The following is a 20894-nucleotide window of genomic DNA, read 5'->3' on the forward strand; positions in this document are numbered from 1 at the left end:
CTCCGTCAGGTTTAGCCTCGATCCGCGCGACGACTCGTCTCCCTGAAGTGCTCTGCCATGGCGTCGTTGGCGCCCAGCATCGGCCCCTGCTCCCTGTCCGGGAACAGGGGCCGATTGGCGTAAAGGATCCAGGTATCCAGGGCGGGCCCCAGGGGCTGAATCAGCCGCAGCCGGTCGGGATGACGCTCGATGGCGTCCTCGGCGACGATGGCGGCGTCGGCCTGGCCGTCCAGCAGTCGCTCGAGGGCGGCGACTATAGTGGGGGCGTCGTGTTCCGCGAAGGCCGAAAGGTCGGTGTAGTGGCGGGTGGCGGGCTGTCGCAGCACGCTTTTCGGCAGGGCCACGTCAGCGCGGGCTACCAGCGCCAACGGGCGGCTGGGGGCGATGAAGGCGTCCACCGGAAAGGCGCGATGCATGAAGCGCCCGACGCAGTCGGCGTGGCTGGGGTGGGCGCTGACCTGCAGCACATAGTCGTAGCCCCCGGCGACCAGCTTTTCGAAGGCGCCGATGAAGTCATCCACCAGGCTGATCCGGGGCTCGATGTCGGAAATGTCAGGCTCCTTGAGCCTGCGATCGTCGAGATAGCGGGCGAGCACCAGGGCGTGGTTGCTGTCCTCGGGGCCGAGGGTGGCGAAGTGCATGGCGGTCTTTCCCTGTGGTGTGGTGCGTGGATAGCGGGCGGAGGGTCGCGCTAGGGCGAGCTTACGGGGCGCCGGGGTTGCGTCCGAACTCACGCTGTCGCAGAAATCTTGTAGGCGAAAGCTTGCTGTCGGGCAACTCTGGTCGCACTGTCAGGGCGCTTCGTCTCTGGCAGAATAGCCCTCCTACCGGGCAAGCGATCAAGGAATCCCAATGGCTCACCTGTTGCGCATCGTGATGATCCACGGCCACCTCGAGGGGGTGGTCGAGCTGGACGTCGACGGCCATACCAACATCTGCGGCACCAACGCCTCGGGCAAGACCACGCTGCAGCGTCTGGTCCCGGTGTTCTACGGTGAGCTGCCCAACAAGGTGGTGCCCAAGACTCGCAAGAAGTTCGACGCCTTCTACCTGCCCAACCGCAACAGCTACCTGATCTACGAGTACCGACGCGAGGCGGGCAACGTCTGCCAGGCGGTGCTGACCCGCAAGAGCGACGGTGGCGTCGAGTATCGCTTTGTCGGTGCGCCCTACCAGCCCGGGCACTATCTGGTGGAGAGCGAGGCCGGGGTGGCGGCGCTGGACTACAGCGACTGGGCCAGCCAGCTGCGTCGTGAGGGAATTCCAGTGTCGCCCAAGCTGGGCGCCACCTCGGAGTTTCGTTCGGTGATCCAGAACGACTTCACCCACCAGCAGGGCAACCGCAAGGAAAGCCTGCGTCTTCGCCAGATGGCTGCCCAGTTCAGCCTGGTCAAGCCGGAGCATCGCATCCGTCATATGGAGAAGCTGATCAGCGCGGTGCACGCCAAGGAGGGCAAGATGGATACCCTCAAGACCATGCTGGCGGCGATCTTCGAGGAGGACGGCGTCGAACTGCCGGTGACCCGCATCCGCAATACCAAGGCGCGGGAGTGGATCGCCCAGATGCGCCAGTCCAAGCGACTGGAACCGCTGGAGCGATCGCTTGGCAAGCTCGATGAGCTCGATCAGGAGATCGCCGAGCGCGAGACGACCCTGTGGCAGTTGAAGCCCCAGCTCGAGGCCGACCGCCACCGCGCCGAGCGCACCCTGGCCGACGCCGAGGCCGAGATCGGCAACCGCCAGCGCGAGTTCCAGGAGCGTGAAGCCGCCTACGAACAGGCCCGCGATGCCCTCAACGACCGCTTGAGCGAGATGACCAGCGAGCTGGAGCAGACCCAGCGCGAGCTTTCTGACCTGCAGGCGACCTTCGAGGCCTACGAAGAGGCCGACATGCCGGCGCTGGAGCGTGACGTCCAGGCGCTGCCCCAGTGGCGCGACCAGAGCCAGCAGCTGCGCGAGCACCTGGCGGTGATGCAGAACGCCTTCCAGGAAAGCCAGTCACGCCTTGAAGGACGCCTGCGTGAGCTGGGCGATGAGCTGGCCCGCCAGACCGAGGAGACCCAGGCGCGCATCGACGAGCTGGGCGAGACCCGCGAAGAGCTGCGTGACCAGCAGTGGCGTCAGGAAAGCGAGCTCGAACAGCGCTACCAGCAGCAGCGCCAGGAGCTCGACGAGAGCTACCGTGAGCGCCTGGAAAGCGGCGTCGAGCGGCTGGCCGAGCTCAAGGCCCAGTTGGCCGCCAGCGCTGCCAGCGCCGAGGAAATCCAGGAGGCGGAGCTGGCCCAGGCTCGCCTCGACCAGGCCCAGACCGACCGCGAGGCGGCGAGCGAGACGCTGGGGGCGCTGCGCGAGGAGCTCGACACCCTCAAGCGCGCCCGTGATCAGTCCGAAAAGGAACTCGACGAGGCCCGCCATCAGCTTGCCAGGGCCGAGGCTCACACCTATGGCCTGCACCAGCAACGTGATCCGGCCCAGGGCACCCTGCGCCACTTCCTGCGCTTCCATCGTCCCGGCTGGGAGCAGCGTCTGGGCAAGGTGATCGCGCCGGAGCTGCTGGAGCGCCGCGACCTGTCCCCCCGTGTCGGTGAGCAGGACCACGATGAGCTGTTCGGGGTGGGCCTGGATCTGGCCGCGGTCGAGGTGCCCGAGTACGCCCAGGAGGAGGCCAGCCTGCTGGCCGCCATCGAGCAGGCCGAGGCCGCCCAGGTGCGTGCAGAGAGCGCGGTGCAGGCGGCCGAGCGCCAGATGAAGGCGGCCAACGAGCGGGTACAGTCCGCCGAGGAAGCGCTACGTCGCGCGCGCATGGAGCTCAAGCGCGCCGAGTCCGAGGTCGACTACGCCCGCGACGCGCGTAGCCAGCTGCAGGAGCGTCACGCCCGCCAGCAGAAGGCGCGGCGTCAGGGCCTGGAGGAGGCGCTGGCCGCCCAGCGCGCCAGCCACGATGGGCTGAAGGAGGAGAAGCGCGCCGCCCTGGATACCCTGGCCAAGACCCACCAGGCGCAGATGCTGGAGGTGAAGGCCGACGGCCAGAGCCGCCTCGACGGCGTCGACGACCAGATCCGCGAGTTGAAGCAGTACCAGAGCGACCAGAAGAGCGAGCATCAGCGCCAGCGCCAGGAGCTCGAGGCCGCCTTCGACCGTGAGCTACAGGAGCAGGGCGTGGACCTGGCCTCGCTGAAGGACACCAAGGCGCGACTGGCCTCGCTGGACGAGCGTATCCGGCTGACCGCTTCGCGCCAGGAGCAGCTGGAAGACTATCGCCGCTTCATGCGCCTGGACTGGGGCCAGCGCAAGCCCGAGCTGGTCGACAAGGAAACCCGGCTGGTACGCGACAAGGAGGGTGCCGAGCGCGAACGCGAGCAGCGCAAGGCCGAATTCCAGTCCGACCGCGCCGCCCACCAGCAGGCGCTGGGTGAACTGAAGGCCCGACGCAGCGCCGAGGCCGAGGTGATCGATGCCTTGAAGCCACTGCTGGTGCAGGTCGAGCAACTGCCGCTGGACCCCTCGCCGGCGCCCCGGCACGATGCCCCCGGCGACGTCCACGAGCGCATCGAGCGCACCCGCCAGGCGCTGTCGGAGCGCGCGCGAGAGATGGACGCCCTGCGCAAGGGCTGCGAGCAGGTCGAAAGCGAGCTGATCAAGGGCGCCAGCACCGGCTTTGTCGATACCATGAGCGCCGAGCGCGCCAAGCTGCGCGAGGATGACGCCGCCGAGGGTGCAGAGCCCAGCCCGCGCCGGCTGCTGCCGCTGCTGCGCGGGATGCTCAAGCTGCTCGAGGACCAGCAGCAGCAGCTGGTCCAGCAGGGGCGCAATCTCGGCGCCGATCTGGACAAGTTCTTTACCGTCTTTCGTGACCTCAACCGGCGCATCAGTGCCCAGAGTCGGCGGCTGTCCGAAGAGGTCGCCGACGACCTGCGCCTGGAGGGCATCACCAAGGCCGAAGTGCGCATTCAGTCGACCATCGACGAGCTGGGCTTCTGGGAGCCGCTCAAGCGCTTCGCCCAGGACTATCGCGACTGGCAGGAGACCGGCGGACTGCCGGGGGACGACTACCTCAACGCCCTGGCCGACGTGGTCGACCTGCTGCGCAGCGACCAGCAGTACAGCTTCGAGAGCCTGCTGCGCCTGGAATTGCACCTCAACGAGGGCGGCACTGACCTGGTGATCAAGAACGATCGCCAGCTGCTCGAATCCTCGAGCCACGGCATGGCCTACCTGATCCTGTGCAAGTTCCTGCTGGCCTTTACCCGACTGCTGCGCGGTCAGGCCGAGATCAGCGTGCACTGGCCCATCGACGAGATCGGCACCTTGGCCTACCACAACGTCGAGAAGCTGTTCGAGGCCTGCGACAGCAACCATATCCACATCGTCGGCGCCTTCCCCAACCCGGAGTCCGACGTGCTGCTGCTGTTCCACAACCGCTACCTGATCGACCGTGACGCCGCCCAGCCGGGCCGGCGCCGGCTCAAGCGCATCGAACCCCGCCTGAGCAAGCTGGCTCAGCGTCTCAAGCAGCGCAGCGCCGAGGAGGTCACCCAATGATCGAACATGGTCCCCTGCTCGAACGGCTGCTGGCCGGCGAGTTCATCTGCGCCGTCAGCGACGAGAGCGCCTTTCGCAAGCTCCAGGACGAGGAGGTGCGCGAGCAGATCGACATCTACCTGCGCCCGCTCAACCGCCGCCTGGCCACCAACGAGGATCGCAGCGTCCACTTTCTGGCCTGGCGTCAGCTCAACGAAGACGCCCGCGAGCAGTTGTCGCGCCAGCTCGGCGAGACCGTCAACAGCCTGTTGCCGCTGCTCGAATGGCTGCAGCTGGTGCAGGAGGCGCTGGGCCAGGACTCCCTGGCGGCCCCTGGCGATGTGCTCAAGCCCGCCGAGTTCAGCGCCAAGTGCGAGGACAACCAGAGCCTGCGCGAGCGCCTGGAGCGGCTGGCCACCGATCCCTTCTTCGGCTCCCAGAGCGAGCAGCTCGACGCCCAGATGAAGCAGGTGTTCAAGCGTCTGAAGGAGCACGGCTACCTGCTGCAGCCCCACGCCGACCGCCAGGTCTTTCTGGTGACCGCCAAGATCGACTACCTGGTGGAGCTGGTGCGCTTTATCCGCGACGAGGAGAACCTGCCGGTGGATGACGAGGCACCGGCCCGCCAGGAGACGCTGCTATGAGCGAGGAACACTCGCTCGAGAGCCGGCTGGTCGCCACCGGCACCGAGCGGCTGTCGCTGCTGGGGCGCTACGCCGACGTGCTGATGCAGGGCTATACCCGCGACGAGGTGCCGCTGGAGACTCTGACCGAAGGCGCTCTGCGCAAGCTGTTGGCGGCGCGGATTCTGTGGCGGCCCGACGAGCACGGCGCGGTCAAGCTGACCCCCAAGGTGCGCGAGCTGATCGCCGAGATGCTGGCCGACGAGACCCGCCGCCACGTCAACGCCGACGTCGGCGAGACCCTGGAGCAGATCCGCAACCTGGTGCAGAGCTACCGCGAGGCGGTCAGCCTGGGCGAGCACTGGCAGCAGGGGCCGCTGATGCTGCGTCTGCGCCAGGAGGTGGACGACCTCAACGGCCGCTTCGCCGACGCCATCGACAGCCTGTGGCAGCGGCTCAACAGTGACTTCGGTTTCGTCAGCCGACTCAACGACAAGATCCGCGAGAACGACCGCGCCCAGAAGCAGATCGTGCGCCTGCTCGACGGCATGGCGCTGATCGACTTCGACGAGCTGATCGATCTGGTCGGCAGCGACGGCGCCCTGCGCAAGCTGCTGATCAGCCAGCTTCAGCAGCAGTTGAGCCAGCACTACACCAACCTGCGCGAGGTCCAGGGACGACTGATCGAGCTGATGGCGCGCTTTCGTCAGCAGCAGAAGCAGAGCCGGCTGGTGGCCGGCATGGCCGCCTTCCTGCGCGAGCATCCGGGCTTTGTGCCGGGCAACTACACCCGGCGCAGCGAGGTGCCGGAGCTGTTCAACCACGCAAGCCCGCTGCACGCCGCCGCCGCCCCGGCGCTGGATCACCATCGCGACGCCGAGGTGCTCACGGGGCTGCTGCACCAGTTGCCGGTGGCGGTCCACCGGCCGGAGCAGGCCGAGGTGGCAGGCCCTGCGATGGTCGACGCGCAGAGCATGGTGGAGGCCCGCCAGCAGGCGCTCAAGCAGGACGTCGAGCGCTTCTACCTGGACGTGGTCGACCAGCAGACGCCCGCCGCTGGCGCCTCGTCGGGCACCAGCGCTCTGGCGTACCTGAGTGAGAGCGAGCTCGAGTGGGACCCGGAGATCTGGCTGTTTCAGGTCATCGCCGAGTACCAGGGCCTGCCCCGCGAGGAGCAGCGCGCCTTTCGGCTGATCCCCGACGAGAGCCCGGCCGGGCCCTTCAACGACGTCCAGCTGATTCACGACGTCAGCCTGGCGTTGGTGGTCTAGGCAGAGGTGATACGTGATCGAACTGAGTAACCGTGCGCGCAATGTCCTGAAGAACATTCAGGGAGAACTGGATATCTCCCCCCGCACCGAGCGCAAGCGCGAGACTGCAGCTATTGCCAATATCGAGGCCTGGTGCGACGCCCACGATATTTGGCTGGATGGCTATCGCTGGGGGAAGACGCTGCGCTTTGACCGGCGTCTGTTGGCCGACATTGATGCCATGCTCGACAGCCTCAAGCAGCCGGGGTTGGGGCAGTCGCTGAGTGGCTTGTCCACGGTCGAACAGGCGAAGCTCGGGATCCGGGAAGACAAGAACGTGCGCGAGCCACCCCGACGCTATCGGGTGCTGGTGAGCGCACCAAGCACCCAGCATCGCCCCGGGTTTCCGGCAGTTGTGAGAGAGACCCTTGAGGTAGATGGGCGAACGCTTGAGCTTGCCGCCTTCGACGCCCTGGTACAGGTGGAGAATCTGGATAGCGTCCATGAGTTGAAAGTGACGCAGGCGGAGCTGGGTGGTTTCGCCAATCCGCTGGTGGTCTATCGCGGTGATAAAATCTATCGCAAGGGCTTCGATGACTTGGTGGTGGCCTGGGGGCGGCGCTTTCGCGACCAGCGACCGCACCTGTATCTGGGCGACTTCGACGCTGCCGGTGTTCGCGAAGCGCTTTCCAGCGGCGCTGACGGGATGTTGCTGCCACGCCTTTCCTGGCTAGCGCACGAGGCCGACTCACAGCACCAACGCGCGGAGCAGCTACCGTACAAGAAAGCACTCGAACGCCACTGCGCGCGTCTGCCCGCCGCCCATCCCCTGCGCGACTACCTCGCGCTGATCCTCGATCAGCAGCGCGGCCTGCGCCAGCAGTGGTTCGCTGGCCCCCTCGAGGCCGTGGCGCTGCGCTGAGTCAGTTCCCTAAAGCTGGCGCCGCCAGCGATTCTCGATGGTGTCCAGTTCCGCCGGGCCGTACAGCGCCTGGGGGTGGCCGCCGTAGTGCGCCCATAGCTGGTCGCCGAAGTCGAAGTGCCACCATTCGCTGGGCAGGTTGGTGAAGCCCTGGGCGGCCATGGTGTGGTAGAGCAGGCGGCGATTGTCGCGGACCTCGCGTTCGGTCGTGCTGGGGGCCTCCTTGGCTTCATAGAAGGCCGTGTGGGAGGCCGGAATCGCCTCGTCGAACAGCGTACCCATGGGCAGCGGCAGGCCGTCTTCGTCGCACAGGGTGACGTCGACTGCGCCACCGCTCAAGTGCGGGCTGGGGCCGGTCGGGCTGGTGCTCGGCTCGGCGACGAACTCCCGGGTGCGCTCGAGCAGTTCATCCTCGGCGATGTCGGGGTGATTGCCGCGAATCGCCTCCATCAAGGTCTCGAACAGGTACTGCTGGACCCGCCAGGGGCGCCAGCCGTCGAGCACGATCAAACCGACGCCCTGGGGCAGCGAGCGGGCCGCGGCGAGCACCCGGCGGTAGACGCCCTCGCGCACATAGCACTCGTTGATCGCCCCGGGGATGCCGAGGCGGGCGTAGGCCGGAAATACCTTCACCGGCACCGGTGCCAGGCTCATCGGCACCAGCGGCTCGTCGAGCCCCTGGATGGCAATCTGGCGCAGCTGCGACCAGGCCGGTTCCGACGCGAGGGGGATCGGTGTGTGGCGCGGATCGCGGCAGGCATCACGAGAAGAGCGATCTTGGGTCATGGTTGCCTCATCCCAGGGTGGTCGGGAGCCACAGGGTCAGTGACGGCACCAGGATCAGTGCCACCAGGACCAGCAGGGCGATGACCACGAAGGGCCAGATGGTGCGAAACAGCGCGGTGATCTCGAGCCGGCTGACGGCGGCGGCGACAAAGACGCAGGCGCCCATGGGCGGCGTGATCAGCGCGATGGTGATATTGAGGGTGATGATGATGCCGAGATGAACCGGATCGATACCCGCCATCATCGCCACCGGGGCAAAGATCGGCGTCAGCAGCATCAGTGCCGAGACCTCCTCCATGAACATGCCGGTGATGAAGGTGATCAGGCTCAGCAGCAGCAGGATGACCACCGGGTTGTCGACGTAGGGGGTCAGCAGTTCGACGAACTGGTTGGGTACCTGGGCGTAGGACAACAGCCAGCTCACCGTACTGGAAGCGGCCATGATCACGAAGATCGCCGCCGTCAGGCGGGTGGTGTCCACGCAGGCCCGCCATAGCCCGGCCAGGCTCAGGTTGCCGGCAAGCACGCCGTAGAGCGCCACATAGGCGACGGTCAGCGCACCCGATTCGGTCGGTGTGACCAGGCCCATGACGATGCCGGCGACGATCAGGAAGGGCGCCATCAGCGCGGGCAGCGCCCCCAGGGCGGCGATGCCCAGCTGGCGTGCCCCGGGCCAGCCGTCGCCCCTGGGCAGGCCCTTGCGCCTGGCGTAGACGGCGTTCATGCCCATGAAGGCGGCGCCCAGCAGCAGCCCGGGGATGACGCCTGCCAGAAACAGGTCACCCACCGAGGTATTGGTCAGAGAGGCGTACAGAATCATGAAGATGCTGGGAGGGATGATCGGTCCGATCAGCGAGCTGCCGGCGGTGAGGCCGGCGGCAAAGGCGGTGGAGTAGCCTTCCTTGCGCATGGCCGGTACCAGCAGCGAGCCCAGCGCCGAGGTGTCGGCGACCGCCGAGCCATTGACGCCAGCGAAGAACACGCTGGAGACCACATTGACGTGGCCCATGCCGCCGCGCAGGTGGCCCACCAGCAGACGCGCCAGCGCCATCAGCCGGTCGGTCAGTTTCGAGGCGTTCATCAGGTTGCCGGCGAGGATAAACAGCGGGATGGCCATCAGCGAGAAGGCGTCGATGCCGCCGAAGAACTGCTGGGGCATCATGCGCGGGATCATCGACAGGTCGACGAAGGCGAAGCCGACCACCGCGGTGGCCAGCAGCGAGATGAACAGCGGCAGGCCGAGCAGCACGTGGATGATAAACACCGCCAGCATGGCGAGGGTCATGAGTGCGGCTCCTCGGTGTCCAGGGTGGGCAGCGGGTGAGGCCCGTGGCACAGCGCCATCAGCGCCAGCAGGGCGAACCCGATAGGCACGGACATCACCGGTACCGCGCGGCTGATGCCAAGCCCCTGGCTCTGGAAGATGGCCACCGACTGGGCGTACTGGAAGCTGAACCAGGCACCGCCGATGGCCAGCACCAGGGTCAACAGCCACTGGTACCAGGACAGTAGCCTGCTGGCCAGGCGCGGAATCAGTCGCTCGATCAGAGCGACACGCATATGGCCGCCCTCGATCCAGACGCTGCCAAGCGCCAGCATCACCGCGCCGATGATCAGGTAGCGGGCCAGCTCATCGGTCCAGATCGGCGCGCCGCCGGCCAGGTAGCGCGCGAGCACGCCGTAGAGCATGGCGAGCAGGTCGATCACCAGCAGAGCGCTGGCGACCCATAGCGATAGTCGCCGCAGGGCCATCAGCGGCGGAGAGTGGGCAAGTGACCAGGACATGGGCAAAGGCTTCCACGGCAGGGGTGAAGATCGGCGGAGCGCCCTCGGGCAGCATCCAATCGAGGATTATCCGGAGATTGAGGCTTTCCAGCGACTGGGCTTTAGTGAAAAGTCCCAGTGTAGAGGGGCTCAAGGCAGCCGCGCTCTGGGCAGCGCCTGGTTGACGGGTATGGCCACCAGGCGCTTGCTTGGGCTGTCTGGCTCAGGCCCGCCAGGGCCTGAGCACGGTCTAGCGGTTATTCGCCGCTGAGCTCGACGCCAGCGTCATCCAGGGCCATGTCGATGTAGCGCTGCTCGATGTTCTGGTCCTTGAGCCACTCCAGATAGGCCGGCTGGCCCTGCTGGCGGAAGGCCTCGAGCTGCTCGGCGCTGGGACGGATGACCTCCATGCCCTGCTCCTCGAGGTAGGCGATACGCTCGTCGACCTTGGCCTGGTTGTGCTCACGGGCCAGCTGGTTGGCCTCGGCCACCGCCTCGCGGAAGGCCGCCTGGGTTTCTTCATCCCAGCCGTTGATCATGCTGGCGTTGCCCACCAGGAACTGGTCGGAGTACTGGATGTTGGCCAGCGTCAGGTAGTCCTGCACCTCGTACAGGCTGCCCAGGATGATGTACATCGGCGGGTTCATCTGGCCGTCGGCGACACCGGTCTTCAGCGCCATGTAGACCTCGGTCCAGGGGATCGGGGTGCCGGAGGCGCCAAAGGCTTCGTACAGGGCCACCTGGCTCGGGTCCATGGCGCGGAAGCGCAGGCCCTCGAAGTCAGCCGGCTCGGCGATCGGTGTCTTGTCGTTGGTGAAGGCCAGGAAGCCGCCTTCCTCGACCACCGCCAGCAGCTCAAGCCCGGCGCGTCCCTCGAGATCGTCCTTCACCGCCTGCCAGTAGGCGCCTTCGTCGAAGAAGCTGCGGGCGTCATCGAAATCCTTGAACAGGAAGGGGATTGCGCTGACGAATACCTCGGGAACGATCGGCGACATGCCGGCGAAGGAGGCGATGTTCAGGCTCGGCGAGGCCATGGTCTGCTCCATGCGCTCCTGCTCTTCACCCAGCATGCTGTTGGGGTAGAGCTTGAGCTCGAGCTCACCGCCAGTCTTTTCTTCCACCAGTTCCTTGAGGTTGGTGGCGAAGACGTGGACGGCGTTCTTGTCCGGATCCGGGGCGCCGTTGTAGCTCAGGTTGACGGTGGTGGCGGCCAACGCCGAAGCGGCCGACAGGCTCAGCGCCGCGGCGGTGGACAGGGCGGCGACCAGGGGAAGGGGGCGAAACAGGCTCATGGGACTCTCCGGTGTTGTCGTGTTGTTGTAAAACGGCATCGTTGCAAGTCGATATCGAGACTAGGCGTTGTCGCGTTGACTAATCAAACCCTATGGCGTTGATCTTCAGGCAACGCCTCAGTAGCGGCAAGCTGCCTTGACGCGAGGGGCGTCATCCTGAAAGAAGCGCATGCCTCGTCTGAGATGGGACAGGCACGCCTCGGCGGCCACCGAGAGCGGTCGATCCTGGCGGCTGACGATCTGGGCGCGGGCACCATTGAGCACCGGATGGGCCAGCGGCAACACCCGGATCAGCCCCTGCTCGATATCGTCGGCAACGGTCAGTTCCGGCATGAAGGTGACACCGATCCCGGAGCGCACGAAGTTCTTCAGCACCGCCACCGAGTTGGTGTGCAGCCGTGAGGTCAGATGCAGGCGCTCCTGGTGGGCCACCTGGTCGACCATCTGGCGCATGCCGAAGGGGTTGTCCATCAGCGCCAGCGGCCAGTCGCTGATCTCGTAGAGGGTCAGCGGCGTCTGGCGCCGCGTCAGCGGGTGGTCGGCGGGTACGATCAGGTCCAGCGGGTGGCGGCGCTCGACATGGCAGTGCAGCGTCGGGTCCACCGGTGGGGCATACAGCAGCGCCAGGTCCACCTCGCGATCGCGGATCAGGGCCATGGCCTCGTTGACGCCGGCCATCACCACCACGATGTCGATGCCCGGGTGGGCGGTCATGAAGGTCTGCAGCGGGGCGTTGATCAGATCAGCGATAAAGCCTTCGCCCACCGCCAGACGAACCTCCCCGCTGTTCAGGCTCTGCAGGGCGTTGAGCCGCGACAGGGTGGCGCTTTCGGCGTCGCACTGGGCGCGATGGTGGTCGACCAGCAGGCGCCCGGCTTCGGTCAGCGAGACGCCGTCGGGGTGGCGGGTCAGCAGGGGCGTCGCCAGCTCTTCTTCCTGGCGCCGGATCAGTCGGCTGATGGCCGAAACGTCCACATTGAGGTGGACGGCGGCGGCGCGCAGCGAGCCACGGCGCTGCACTTCACACAGATAGGCCAGGGCACGGCCGTTGAGCATCGGAATTCCTTGGTCGTGGTGGGGCGGTGTCTGTCATTGTCCTGTAAGTGGCTTGGCGGCGCAGGCGGAGAGTGGCAGACTCATCAGGCCCAAAAGGCATAGATCAATAACCATAACGCAAAAAAGGAATCTCACGGATGCGATCGTTTTCCCGCCCCCTGCTGCTTGGCGCCCTGATCGGGCTCTCCGCCCTTGCCACCACCACCGTTCAGGCGGATGAGCCACTCAAGCTGGGGGTGGATATCCCGTTCGAGCCCTTCGAGTATCGTCTTCCCGATGGCACCCTTGCCGGTTTCGAGGTAGAGCTCGGGGAAGAGGTGTGCCGGCGCATCCAGCGTCAGTGCGAGTGGGTGGAGCAGAGCTGGGACGGCATCATCCCGGGGCTGATGGCGCGCAAGTACGACGCCATCATGTCATCGATGGCGATCACCGAGGAGCGCAGGCAGCAGGTGCTGTTCTCCGAACCCTACTACTCCAACCCCAGCGTGTGGGTGACCCTTCGCGACCAGCAGATCGACCCCGACGATCGCGACAGCCTCGAAGGCCTGACGGTGGGCGTGCAGCGCGGCACCATCCGCGACCGCTTCATCACCGACACCTATGGCGACATCATGGAGGTTCGTCGCTACGCCACCGCCGAGGACCTGGCGCTGGACGTCAAGACCGGACGCCTGGACAGCGCCTTCATGTACTACCCGCTGGCGCTGGCCAATCTGCAGGTGGACGAGGCCGACAGCGAGGTGGTGGTCAGCTCCGAGTTGATCCGTGAGCCCAAGTCGTACTTCGGCCATGGTGTGGCGGTGGCCTTCCGTCCCCGCGACAAGGAGCTCGCCGAGCAGTTCAACCAGGCCCTGGCCGAGATCAAGGAAGACGGCACCTACGACGAGCTGATGCACAAGTACGTGGACTACGACATCAAGATCTGAGGATGGTCTGGCCTGGCCGGACCCTCGCCAGGCCCAGTAAGCGATTTTGCTACCGGTAGTTGGAACACGAAAAGGGCGGCCATTGGCCGCCCTTTTTGTTGCGCTAGCTGGGCTTATGTCGCTGCCAGAGGCGTATCCGGGTCCGCGCGGTGCTCAGGCTCAGGCCCCGGTCTCGGCCTTGGCGCCGGGCTCGAGTATCTCCCGGGCCAGGTTGCGTCCGGCCTGGGTCAGGTGCAGGCGCTCGCCCTCCTGGACGACCAGATGGCGCTGGCGCGAGCGCTCCACCACCCGCTCGGCACGGGCGGGGTCCCACATCAGGTGATCACGCAGCGCCATGGTGACGTTTTCCACCGCCTTCTCCGGGCCGTCCTCGTGGTGATAGAGGTGCACCATCAGGGTACGGCTCTCGTTCAGCTCGCGCTGGCGGCGACGTTCGAGCCATTGAGCGAAGACGCCGTAGCGCGGGCCGAGGAGGAAGGCCAGGGCGAGGAAGACGCCGGTCATCACCGCCATCATTCCGCCGATGGAGACGTCCCAGGCCACCGCCAGGTAGTAGCCCGAGACGCTGGAGGCGGCGGCGATCAGCGAGGCGTAGACGAAGATCTTCCACAGCCGGTCGGTGAGCAGGTAGGCCGCCGAGGGCGGCACGATGACAAAGGCCACGAACAGCACCGCGCCCACAGCGTCGAAGGCGGCCACCGCGGTGCCGCTGGTCAACAGCAGCAGCGCATAGAACAGCGCGGTAGGAGCGAAGCCCAGCGCCTTGGCCAGGGCGCTGTCGAAGGTGGCGAGCTTCAGCTCCTTGTAGAAGGCCGCCACGAAGGCCAGGTTCAGCGCCGTCATGGCCCCCATGGAGACCAGCGCCCGGGGCACCTCGACACCGCCGATAGGCAGGGTGTCGAGCCACACGAAGCCGATCTCGCCGAGCAGCACGGTGTGGGCATCGATGTGCACGTCGCTGGCGTAGAGGTTGATCAGCAGGACCCCGAGGGAAAACAGCACCGGGAACACCAGACCGATGGCGGCGTCCTTCTTGACCTTCTGGGTCGACACCAGCAGCTCGGTAAGAAACACCGTGAAGATGCCGGTGAGCGCCGCACCGATGATCTGCAGCGGGCCGCTGGCCTGGTGGGTCAGCAACCACACCACCACGATGCCGAAGACGATGGAGTGTCCGATGGCGTCGGACAGCATGCTGGTGCCGCGCAGTACCAGAAAGGTCCCGACCAGGCTGGAGGCGATGCCGACGAGGGCGCCGACCAGCATGATCATCAGCGGAATATTGTTGAACAGCGATGCCATCATGCGCGGCCTCCCCGGCCCAGGTCATCGAGGATGCGTTCGGCCTCGCGACAGCCTTCCGGCGTCAGTACCCAGCGCTTGTGGTCACCGGGTTCGTGGGACGGCGGGGTCTGCTGGGTGATCAGGCCACGGGCGGTCAAGCGCTCCAGCGCGCGCCGGCTGTCGGTGCCCAGGTAGGCGTCCACCATGCGTTTCTCGGAGCGATACTGGCGATCGGCGTGGTGGCTGGCGAGCTGGTAGAGGGTGGTGAGCACCCTCTGGTGACGTAGCTGGCGCCGATCACGCTGAAGCTTGAGGATTTCCCACACAAAGCCCCGGTGAGGCGCAAACAGCAGCGATACCAGCACCACGCTGGACAGGCTCAGGATGATCAGCGGCCCGGTGGCGAGCCCCGGACCGAGGGCACTGATCAAGGCGCCGGTGACGCCACCGACGATACCGAACAGCGCCGACAGCATGACCATGGTCTCCAGTTTGTTGGCCCACTGACGCGCCGCCACCGCCGGGGCGATGACCATGGCAGCCATCAGCACCACGCCGACCATCTGCAGGCCGACCACCACGGCCAGGGCGATCATCACTGTCATCAAGGCCTCGAGCAGTGTGACCGGCAGGCCCTGGGTGGCAGCGAATTCGGCGTCGAAGGACACCAGCTTGAATTCCTTCCACAGCCCACCGACCAGCACCAGCGCCACGCCGCTGACGCCGGCCATGATCCACAGGTCGCTGCGCAGGGTGGCGGCGGCCTGGCCGAACAGGAAGGCGTCGAGCCCCCCCTGGGATGCGTTGCCGGTGCCCTGGATATAGGTCAACAGCACCACCCCTATGGCGAAGAACACGCTGAGCGAGATGCCCAGGGCAGCGTCGGTCTTGAGCCGGCTCATGCGGGTCAGCAGCAGCATCACCAGCGCCGCCAAGGAGCCTGTGAACAGCGCGCCGGCAAGGATGCTGCCCATCTCGCGGCCCCCGGCGATGATGAAGCCCAGGCAGACACCGGGTAGCGCCGCGTGGGACAGGGTATCGCCGAGCAGGCTCTGCTTGCGCAGCACCGCGAAACAGCCGAGCACGCCGCTGACCAGACCCAGCATCGCCGCGCCCATCACCACGTTTTGCAGGGTGTAGTCGCCGAGCAGGGCGTTCAGGCTCATCTCGGCACCTCTTCGCGACTTTCCTGCGGGCGCGCCTCGGGGCGCTGGCCGGCGAGCTCGCGCTCGGCGGGAATGGCGCCGGTGACATCGTCGAGCAGGGCGATCTGGCCGCCGTAGGCGCGGCGCAGGTTGTCGGCGGTATAGACGTCGTTGACCGGCCCCTGGGCGATCACTCGCACGTTGAGCATCAGCATCCAGTCGAAGTAGCTGCGCACCGTCTGCAGGTCGTGGTGGACCACGATCACCGTCTTGCCCTGGTCCCGCAGCCTGCGCAGGATGTCGACGATGGCGCGTTCGGTGGTGGCGTCGACACCGGCCATGGGCTCATCGAGGAAGTAGACGTCGGCCTTCTGAACCAGCGCCCGGGCCAGGAACACCCGCTGCTGCTGGCCGCCGGACAGCTGGCTGATCTGGCGATCGGCAAAGCCGTCCATGCCGACCATCTCCAGCGCCTGCATGGCCTCGTGTCGCTCGCGGCGGCCGGGCCGCCTGAGCCAGCCCAGCCGGCCGTAGAGGCCCATGCCGACCACGTCCTGTGCGGTGGTGGGAAAGTCCCAGTCCACCGTGGAGCGCTGGGGCACGTAGCCGACCCGCCGCCGCGCCTGGCGGTAGGGGCGCCCATGCAGGGTGACGTGGCCGGCGACGCTGGGCACCAGGCCGAGGATGCTCTTGATCAAAGTGCTCTTGCCGGCGCCGTTGGGGCCGACGATGGCGGCCATGACACCGGGCGGTACGTCGAAATCGATGTCCCACAGCACCGGCTTGCCATGGTAGCTGACCGTCAGGTCCTCCACGTGGAGGGCCAGGTCGGGTTCGTGGAGCTGCTCGCTCATGGTGTGGCTCCTGTCGACCTCGCGGTGGCGTTCAAGCGCTGCGGGGTGGTGGTGTTCACTGGTCGGCGTCCTGGCTGGCGGAGGCGATCTGCGCCGCGAGGGCCTCAGGCAAGGGAGCGGGCTGACCGCCCAGGGCGCTGACGATATGCTCGGTGTTGCTCTTGAGCATGCCGATGTAGGTGCCCTCCAGGGTGCCCTTGGCGCCCATGGCGTCGGAATAGAGCTGACCGCCGATCTCGACCCGGTGGTCCTGATCGGCGGCGGCGTCGATCACCGCCTGGACGGTGCGCGGATTGATGGTGCTCTCGACGAACATGGCGGGAACGCCACGCTCGACCACCAGCTCGGCCATGCGGCGAATATCGGCCACGCCGGTCTCGGTGGCGGTGGATAGCCCCTGGATGCCGGCCACCTCGATGCTGTAGGCGCGTCCGTAGTAGCCGAAGGCGTCGTGGGCGGTCACCAGGATGCGCTGCTCGGCCGGGATGCTGTCGATGCTGGCCTGAATCCAGTCATCGAGTTCGGCCAGTGACGCCTGGTAGGCCTCGGCGCGCTGCTGCATGGCCTCGGCACAGTGCGGACGCTGCTCTCCCAGCAGTTCAGCGATGACCGGAACGTTCCGGGCCCAGAGTCCTGCATCCATCCACAGGTGGGGGTCGACGCCATAGGCGTCCTGGGTGTGGATAAGTTGGTCGTCGCCGACGGCCTGTTCACTTACCGCGGCGGTGGGCTTGATCCGGGAAAATCGATCGAACACCTTGCCGAGCTGGCCCTCCAGTGAAAAGCCGCTGTAGAGGATCAGCTCGGCCTTATCGAGATCGTGCACGTCGCGGGCGCTGGCCTGGTACAGGTGGGGATCGATCCCCGGCCCCATCATGGTGTTGACCGCGACGCAGTCGCCGCCCACCTGCTCGACCAGATCGCCGAGCATGCCGACGGTGACGACCACATCCAGCGGCGCCTGCGTCTTCGCGGCGTCGGATTGGGCGTGAACCTGGGTGGTGGTCAGAGCGGCCAGCGAGGCCAGGGTCAGCAGGGCCGAAGCCGGGGCTGAACGACGCATGAACAGGGCTCCTCGGGGCAAGAACGACGCGCAAGCAGCACCGAAGTGCTATTTGGCTATCATTTATAGACGTGGCTAAGTTTTGGCGCCTAAGGCCCCTCGCGTCAAGCGTAGAGCGCTAATCGAGGTGATCGAGTCAGGCTATTCGCGCGTTGGAGCGCACCGACAGGCCCACTAGCCTGGAGGTGGCCAGGGGCTGGCTGAGGGCTGGCATAGTGTTGGCAGAGGGGGGGCACGGAGCCTGATGGGCTCCGGCGATGGCGTCAGCGTTTCAGAAAGCGTTCGAAGGCGGCCAGGGTCTCGGCGCTGACATGGTGCTCGATGCCTTCGGCGTCGACCCGCGCGGTTTCGGGATTGATGCCCAGCTTGATCAGGAAGGCTTCGACGATCTGGTGTCGTTCGCGGCTGGCATCGGCCAGGGCCTTGCCCTTGTCGGTCAGGAAGATGCCGCGGTAGGGGCGCTTGATGATCAGGCCCTCGTCATCGAGACGCTTTAGCATCTTGGCGACGGTGGGCTGGGCGACGCCCAGGCGGCGGGCGATATCGGTCTGGCGCGCTTCACCGCCGTCGGTGATCAGATCCGAGATCAGCTCGACGTAGTCTTCGATCAGTTCGGTGCGGCGGGCGTCTCGTGCCTTGCGAAACCCCTCGACGTGGCTTTCCGGGGAAATCAGCGATGCGCGTTCGTCGTGGTTGAGGGGGTCGTTCATGGGGGATGGAGTCGCCTCGGGTCAGGGTGTCCATCTTGCCAATTGGTGGCGGTAATGCAAGTTCAGCAAAGGTGATACCTCACGTAGAGGTGTTCCGCGGGAAGAGGCGTACCCGCGTCGAGACCTTCTCGCATATGCCCATGTCAGAGAAATCGTCAGCCCTGAAGCAGTGGCATCGCCGATCCACCTGCCGGCAGTCGGCGGCGCGACGACAGGGCCAGGAATTGATGGAGGGGAAGGGGCTTCGAGTACAGGTAACCCTGGAATGAACGACAGCCCAGCTCCAGCAGCCGCTTTTGCTGCTCCACGGTTTCGACACCCTCGGCGATGACACCGAGTTGCAGGGTCTGGGCGAGGGCGATGATGGTCTGGGCGATGGGAGCCGCAGTGGGGTCATCGGTCAGATCGCGGACGAAGGCCACATCGATCTTCAGGCTGTCCAGCGGGAGGCGCTTGAGGTAGGCCAGAGAGGAGTAGCCGGTACCGAAGTCATCGATGGCGAAGCGCACCCCGAGGGTGCGCAGGTGGGTCAGGGTATCGATGACCGGATAGGCCTCACCCAGCATCAAGGACTCGGTGAGCTCCAGGGTCAGCTGGCTTGCAGGCGCCCCGGTATCCGTCAGGGCCCTCTCCACGCCGGTGACGAAGTCGGCGCGCTGGAATTCCCGGGCGCTGACGTTGACCGACAGGGTCCAGGCGCTTCTGTGGGGGTCGTGTTGCCAGTCGGCCAGCAGCTCACAGGTCTTGCGCAGCACCCAGTTGCCCAGTTCGATGATCTGGCCGGTGTCCTCGGCCAGGCTGATGAAGGCACTCGGCGAGACCAGCCCCAGCTCCGGATGCTCCCAGCGCAGCAGTACCTCTGCGCCGGTAATCGTGCCCTGGTGATCGACCTGAGGCTGCAGGTACTGGCGCAATTGCTCGCCGACGACCGCGTCCTTGAGCTGTCGCTCGAGCCTGAGTCGAGCATTCAGGCGCTCGACCATGCTGGCTTCAAAGGCGCAAGGACGCTGGGCGGCCTCGCTCTTGCTCTCGAGCAGGGCCAGGCCAGCGCGCTTGAGCAGTTCGCTGACGCCGAGGTCACCGCCACGAAACAACAGGTAGCCGCCGCTGACGCGGCAGCTGTGGCGCTCGCCGGCCAGCGAATAGTCGCCGTTCAAGGATTCCAGTACGCTGCGTGCCTTTTCCCTGGCCTGCCCCATGGCATTCTCAGGGGAGACCGAGAGACCGTCGTAGAGCAGCGCAAATTCATTGCTGCTCAGCCGCGCCAGATCGTTGGCTTGCCTGGCCCAGGGCCTGAGACGGGCCGCCAGCGCCTTGAGCAGGCGATCCCCGGTGGCCTGACCGAGGGCATCATTGATGCCCTTGAAGTTGTCGATATCCACCAGCAGCAACATGATGTGCCGGCCACTGATGTCGCTGGCCAGTTGCAGGGCGTGGATGCGCTCCTGCAGCGAGCTGCGATTGGGCAAGGTGGTCAGACCGTCGTGATAGGCCTGGTAACGGATATGCTGCTGGGCGTCATGGTGGGCGGAGGTATCGCTGAGGGTGGCGACAAAATGCCCACTTCCTTCCTCGTCGGCGCGTACACGATTGATGCTCAGGCGCGCAGGGAAGCGGCGACCTTGGCGGTGTCGGACCTCGACATCGCCGATCCAGGCGCCATTTTCTCGCAGCGAGCGCAGTACCTGGCTGCGATGCTGATCGAGCCGCAGCAGGGTGTTGAGCTTGAGCATCGAGTGGCCCTGGAGGTCGGTGTGGGGCACTCCTGTCAGGGTCTCGAAGGCGTGGTTGCACATGATCATGCGGGCACGCTGATCCAGCAGTACGACGCCATCGTGCATCGATTCGATGACATCCACCAACTGGCGGCGTGAGACCTGCATGCGCATGGCGCTGTCCTGTAGTCGCCTGTCGACAAGCACCGTGACCAGGGTGGCCACCGCAAACAGAAATGACAGCACGGCGACGGCGGTGGCCAGTAGCGAGCCGTGATGGGCCATTGGTGCCGTCGCCTGCCAGCCTGGGTCCGGCAGAAAGTACACCGCCATCATGGCCGAATAGTGCATGCTGCAGATGGCCAGGGCGGCGAAAACTGCTGCCAGCAGGCTGCCCAGGCGAATGCCCTGCACGCGGGGCAAATGTCTGGACGCATGGAAGCTGTAGATGCTGGCGATACCAAAGGGCAGCGAGATCACCAGTGACAGCAGCAAGGGAATGGGAGCGAAGCGCATGCTGGCAGGCGCCTCCATGGCTGCCATGCCGGTGTAGTGCATGGTGGCGATACCCAGCCCCAGCAGGCATCCCGCGATGATCTTGCGCGTGGTGGACAGTCCCCTGCGAGCCATCGCCGCCACGGCGATCAGGCCGGCGACCACCGCCGGCAGCAAAGAAGCCAGGGTCAGCCACAGACCATGATGGGCGGGAAAGGGCAGACGATAGGCGAGCATGCCGGTGAAGTGCATGCTCCAGATGCCTAGCCCCATCATGGTGCCACCGGCCAGCCACCAGGCCCTGCGTCGATGTTGCCATCGCGCAGAGTGAACGCGTTCGCCGACGGCCATGGCCGAATACACCGATACCAGTGCCACCAGACACGACAGGACGACGAGCCAGGGCGTGTGTACTCCTTGTATGGCCTGGGCGACCTGCGGGTAGGTAATAAAGATGGGCGGCATGGGTCGGGGTGGGTCCCTTGTAG

General features: G+C 66.1%; 17 protein-coding genes. 5 read left to right on the forward strand and 12 right to left on the reverse strand.

Going from position 1 to position 20894, the window contains the following annotated elements; all coding sequences use genetic code 11:
- Positions 1–11: 11 nt before the first annotated feature.
- Complete coding sequence (locus EBB56_RS19035) at positions 12–641, reverse strand: hypothetical protein (RefSeq protein ID WP_185696477.1); 630 nt, start codon at positions 639–641, stop codon at positions 12–14.
- Positions 642–852: 211 nt separating this feature from the next.
- Here EBB56_RS19035 and EBB56_RS19040 point away from each other — a divergent pair, with 211 nt between their 5' ends.
- From EBB56_RS19040 to EBB56_RS19055, 4 genes are read left to right on the forward strand one after another with little or no spacing between them, the layout of a single operon-like run.
- Positions 853–4542, forward strand: coding sequence for an ATP-binding protein (locus EBB56_RS19040; protein WP_124805075.1), 3690 nt, complete (start codon positions 853–855; stop codon positions 4540–4542).
- On the forward strand, positions 4539–5165 hold the full coding sequence (locus EBB56_RS19045; protein ID WP_045993163.1) for a condensin complex protein MksE: 627 nt from the start codon (positions 4539–4541) through the stop codon (positions 5163–5165). The genes EBB56_RS19040 and EBB56_RS19045 overlap by 4 nt, the downstream gene beginning before the upstream one ends.
- Entirely contained in the window at positions 5162–6415 is a 1254-nt protein-coding gene (locus EBB56_RS19050) for a hypothetical protein (RefSeq protein WP_124805076.1), read from the forward strand. Before EBB56_RS19045 ends, EBB56_RS19050 begins: the two co-directional genes overlap by 4 nt.
- Before the next feature lie 13 nt (positions 6416–6428).
- Positions 6429–7316, forward strand: coding sequence for a hypothetical protein (locus EBB56_RS19055; RefSeq protein WP_052704378.1), 888 nt, complete (start codon positions 6429–6431; stop codon positions 7314–7316).
- 9 nt (positions 7317–7325) lie between these two features.
- Here the strand turns inward: EBB56_RS19055 and EBB56_RS19060 are convergent, their stop codons facing one another.
- The 5 genes from EBB56_RS19060 to EBB56_RS19080 form a co-directional block, all read right to left on the reverse strand.
- The gene (locus EBB56_RS19060; RefSeq protein ID WP_185696478.1) at positions 7326–8102 is read right to left on the reverse strand and encodes a M15 family metallopeptidase; all 777 of its coding nucleotides are present in this window, start codon (positions 8100–8102) and stop codon (positions 7326–7328) included.
- 7 nt (positions 8103–8109) lie between these two features.
- Positions 8110–9387 (reverse strand): TRAP transporter large permease, encoded by a 1278-nt coding sequence (locus EBB56_RS19065; RefSeq protein ID WP_045993165.1) that lies wholly within the window; start codon positions 9385–9387, stop codon positions 8110–8112.
- On the reverse strand, positions 9384–9887 hold the full coding sequence (locus EBB56_RS19070; RefSeq protein ID WP_045993166.1) for a TRAP transporter small permease: 504 nt from the start codon (positions 9885–9887) through the stop codon (positions 9384–9386). Before EBB56_RS19070 ends, EBB56_RS19065 begins: the two co-directional genes overlap by 4 nt.
- Positions 9888–10123: 236 nt before the next feature.
- Complete coding sequence (gene dctP, locus EBB56_RS19075) at positions 10124–11158, reverse strand: TRAP transporter substrate-binding protein DctP (protein ID WP_124805077.1); 1035 nt, start codon at positions 11156–11158, stop codon at positions 10124–10126.
- 117 nt (positions 11159–11275) lie between these two features.
- Positions 11276–12214 carry a LysR family transcriptional regulator gene (locus tag EBB56_RS19080; RefSeq protein WP_045993168.1) on the reverse strand — a complete coding sequence of 313 codons (939 nt, stop codon included), beginning with the start codon at positions 12212–12214 and terminating at the stop codon, positions 11276–11278.
- Positions 12215–12351: 137 nt separating this feature from the next.
- Here EBB56_RS19080 and EBB56_RS19085 point away from each other — a divergent pair, with 137 nt between their 5' ends.
- The gene (locus tag EBB56_RS19085; protein WP_108131830.1) at positions 12352–13140 is read left to right on the forward strand and encodes a transporter substrate-binding domain-containing protein; all 789 of its coding nucleotides are present in this window, start codon (positions 12352–12354) and stop codon (positions 13138–13140) included.
- Positions 13141–13299: 159 nt separating this feature from the next.
- On the opposite strand, the gene EBB56_RS19090 is transcribed toward EBB56_RS19085, so the two are convergent.
- From EBB56_RS19090 to EBB56_RS19115, 6 genes are all read right to left on the reverse strand, one after another.
- On the reverse strand, positions 13300–14445 hold the full coding sequence (locus EBB56_RS19090) for a metal ABC transporter permease (protein WP_045993170.1): 1146 nt from the start codon (positions 14443–14445) through the stop codon (positions 13300–13302).
- Positions 14442–15590 carry a metal ABC transporter permease gene (locus EBB56_RS19095; protein ID WP_045993171.1) on the reverse strand — a complete coding sequence of 383 codons (1149 nt, stop codon included), beginning with the start codon at positions 15588–15590 and terminating at the stop codon, positions 14442–14444. Before EBB56_RS19095 ends, EBB56_RS19090 begins: the two co-directional genes overlap by 4 nt.
- The gene (locus EBB56_RS19100; RefSeq protein WP_045993172.1) at positions 15587–16423 is read right to left on the reverse strand and encodes a metal ABC transporter ATP-binding protein; all 837 of its coding nucleotides are present in this window, start codon (positions 16421–16423) and stop codon (positions 15587–15589) included. Before EBB56_RS19100 ends, EBB56_RS19095 begins: the two co-directional genes overlap by 4 nt.
- A 55-nt stretch (positions 16424–16478) precedes the next feature.
- Positions 16479–17486: a metal ABC transporter solute-binding protein, Zn/Mn family gene (locus EBB56_RS19105; protein ID WP_052704379.1), complete on the reverse strand. Its 1008-nt coding sequence runs from the start codon at positions 17484–17486 to the stop codon at positions 16479–16481.
- Between the two features lie 263 nt (positions 17487–17749).
- Complete coding sequence (gene mntR / locus EBB56_RS19110) at positions 17750–18196, reverse strand: manganese-binding transcriptional regulator MntR (RefSeq protein WP_045993173.1); 447 nt, start codon at positions 18194–18196, stop codon at positions 17750–17752.
- Positions 18197–18351: 155 nt separating this feature from the next.
- Positions 18352–20871 carry an EAL domain-containing protein gene (locus EBB56_RS19115; protein ID WP_045993174.1) on the reverse strand — a complete coding sequence of 840 codons (2520 nt, stop codon included), beginning with the start codon at positions 20869–20871 and terminating at the stop codon, positions 18352–18354.
- Between the last annotated feature and the right edge of the window lie 23 nt (positions 20872–20894).

Source organism: Halomonas sp. YLB-10 (assembly GCF_003856855.1).
GTDB classification, from domain to species: Bacteria; Pseudomonadota; Gammaproteobacteria; order Pseudomonadales; family Halomonadaceae; genus Halomonas; species Halomonas litopenaei.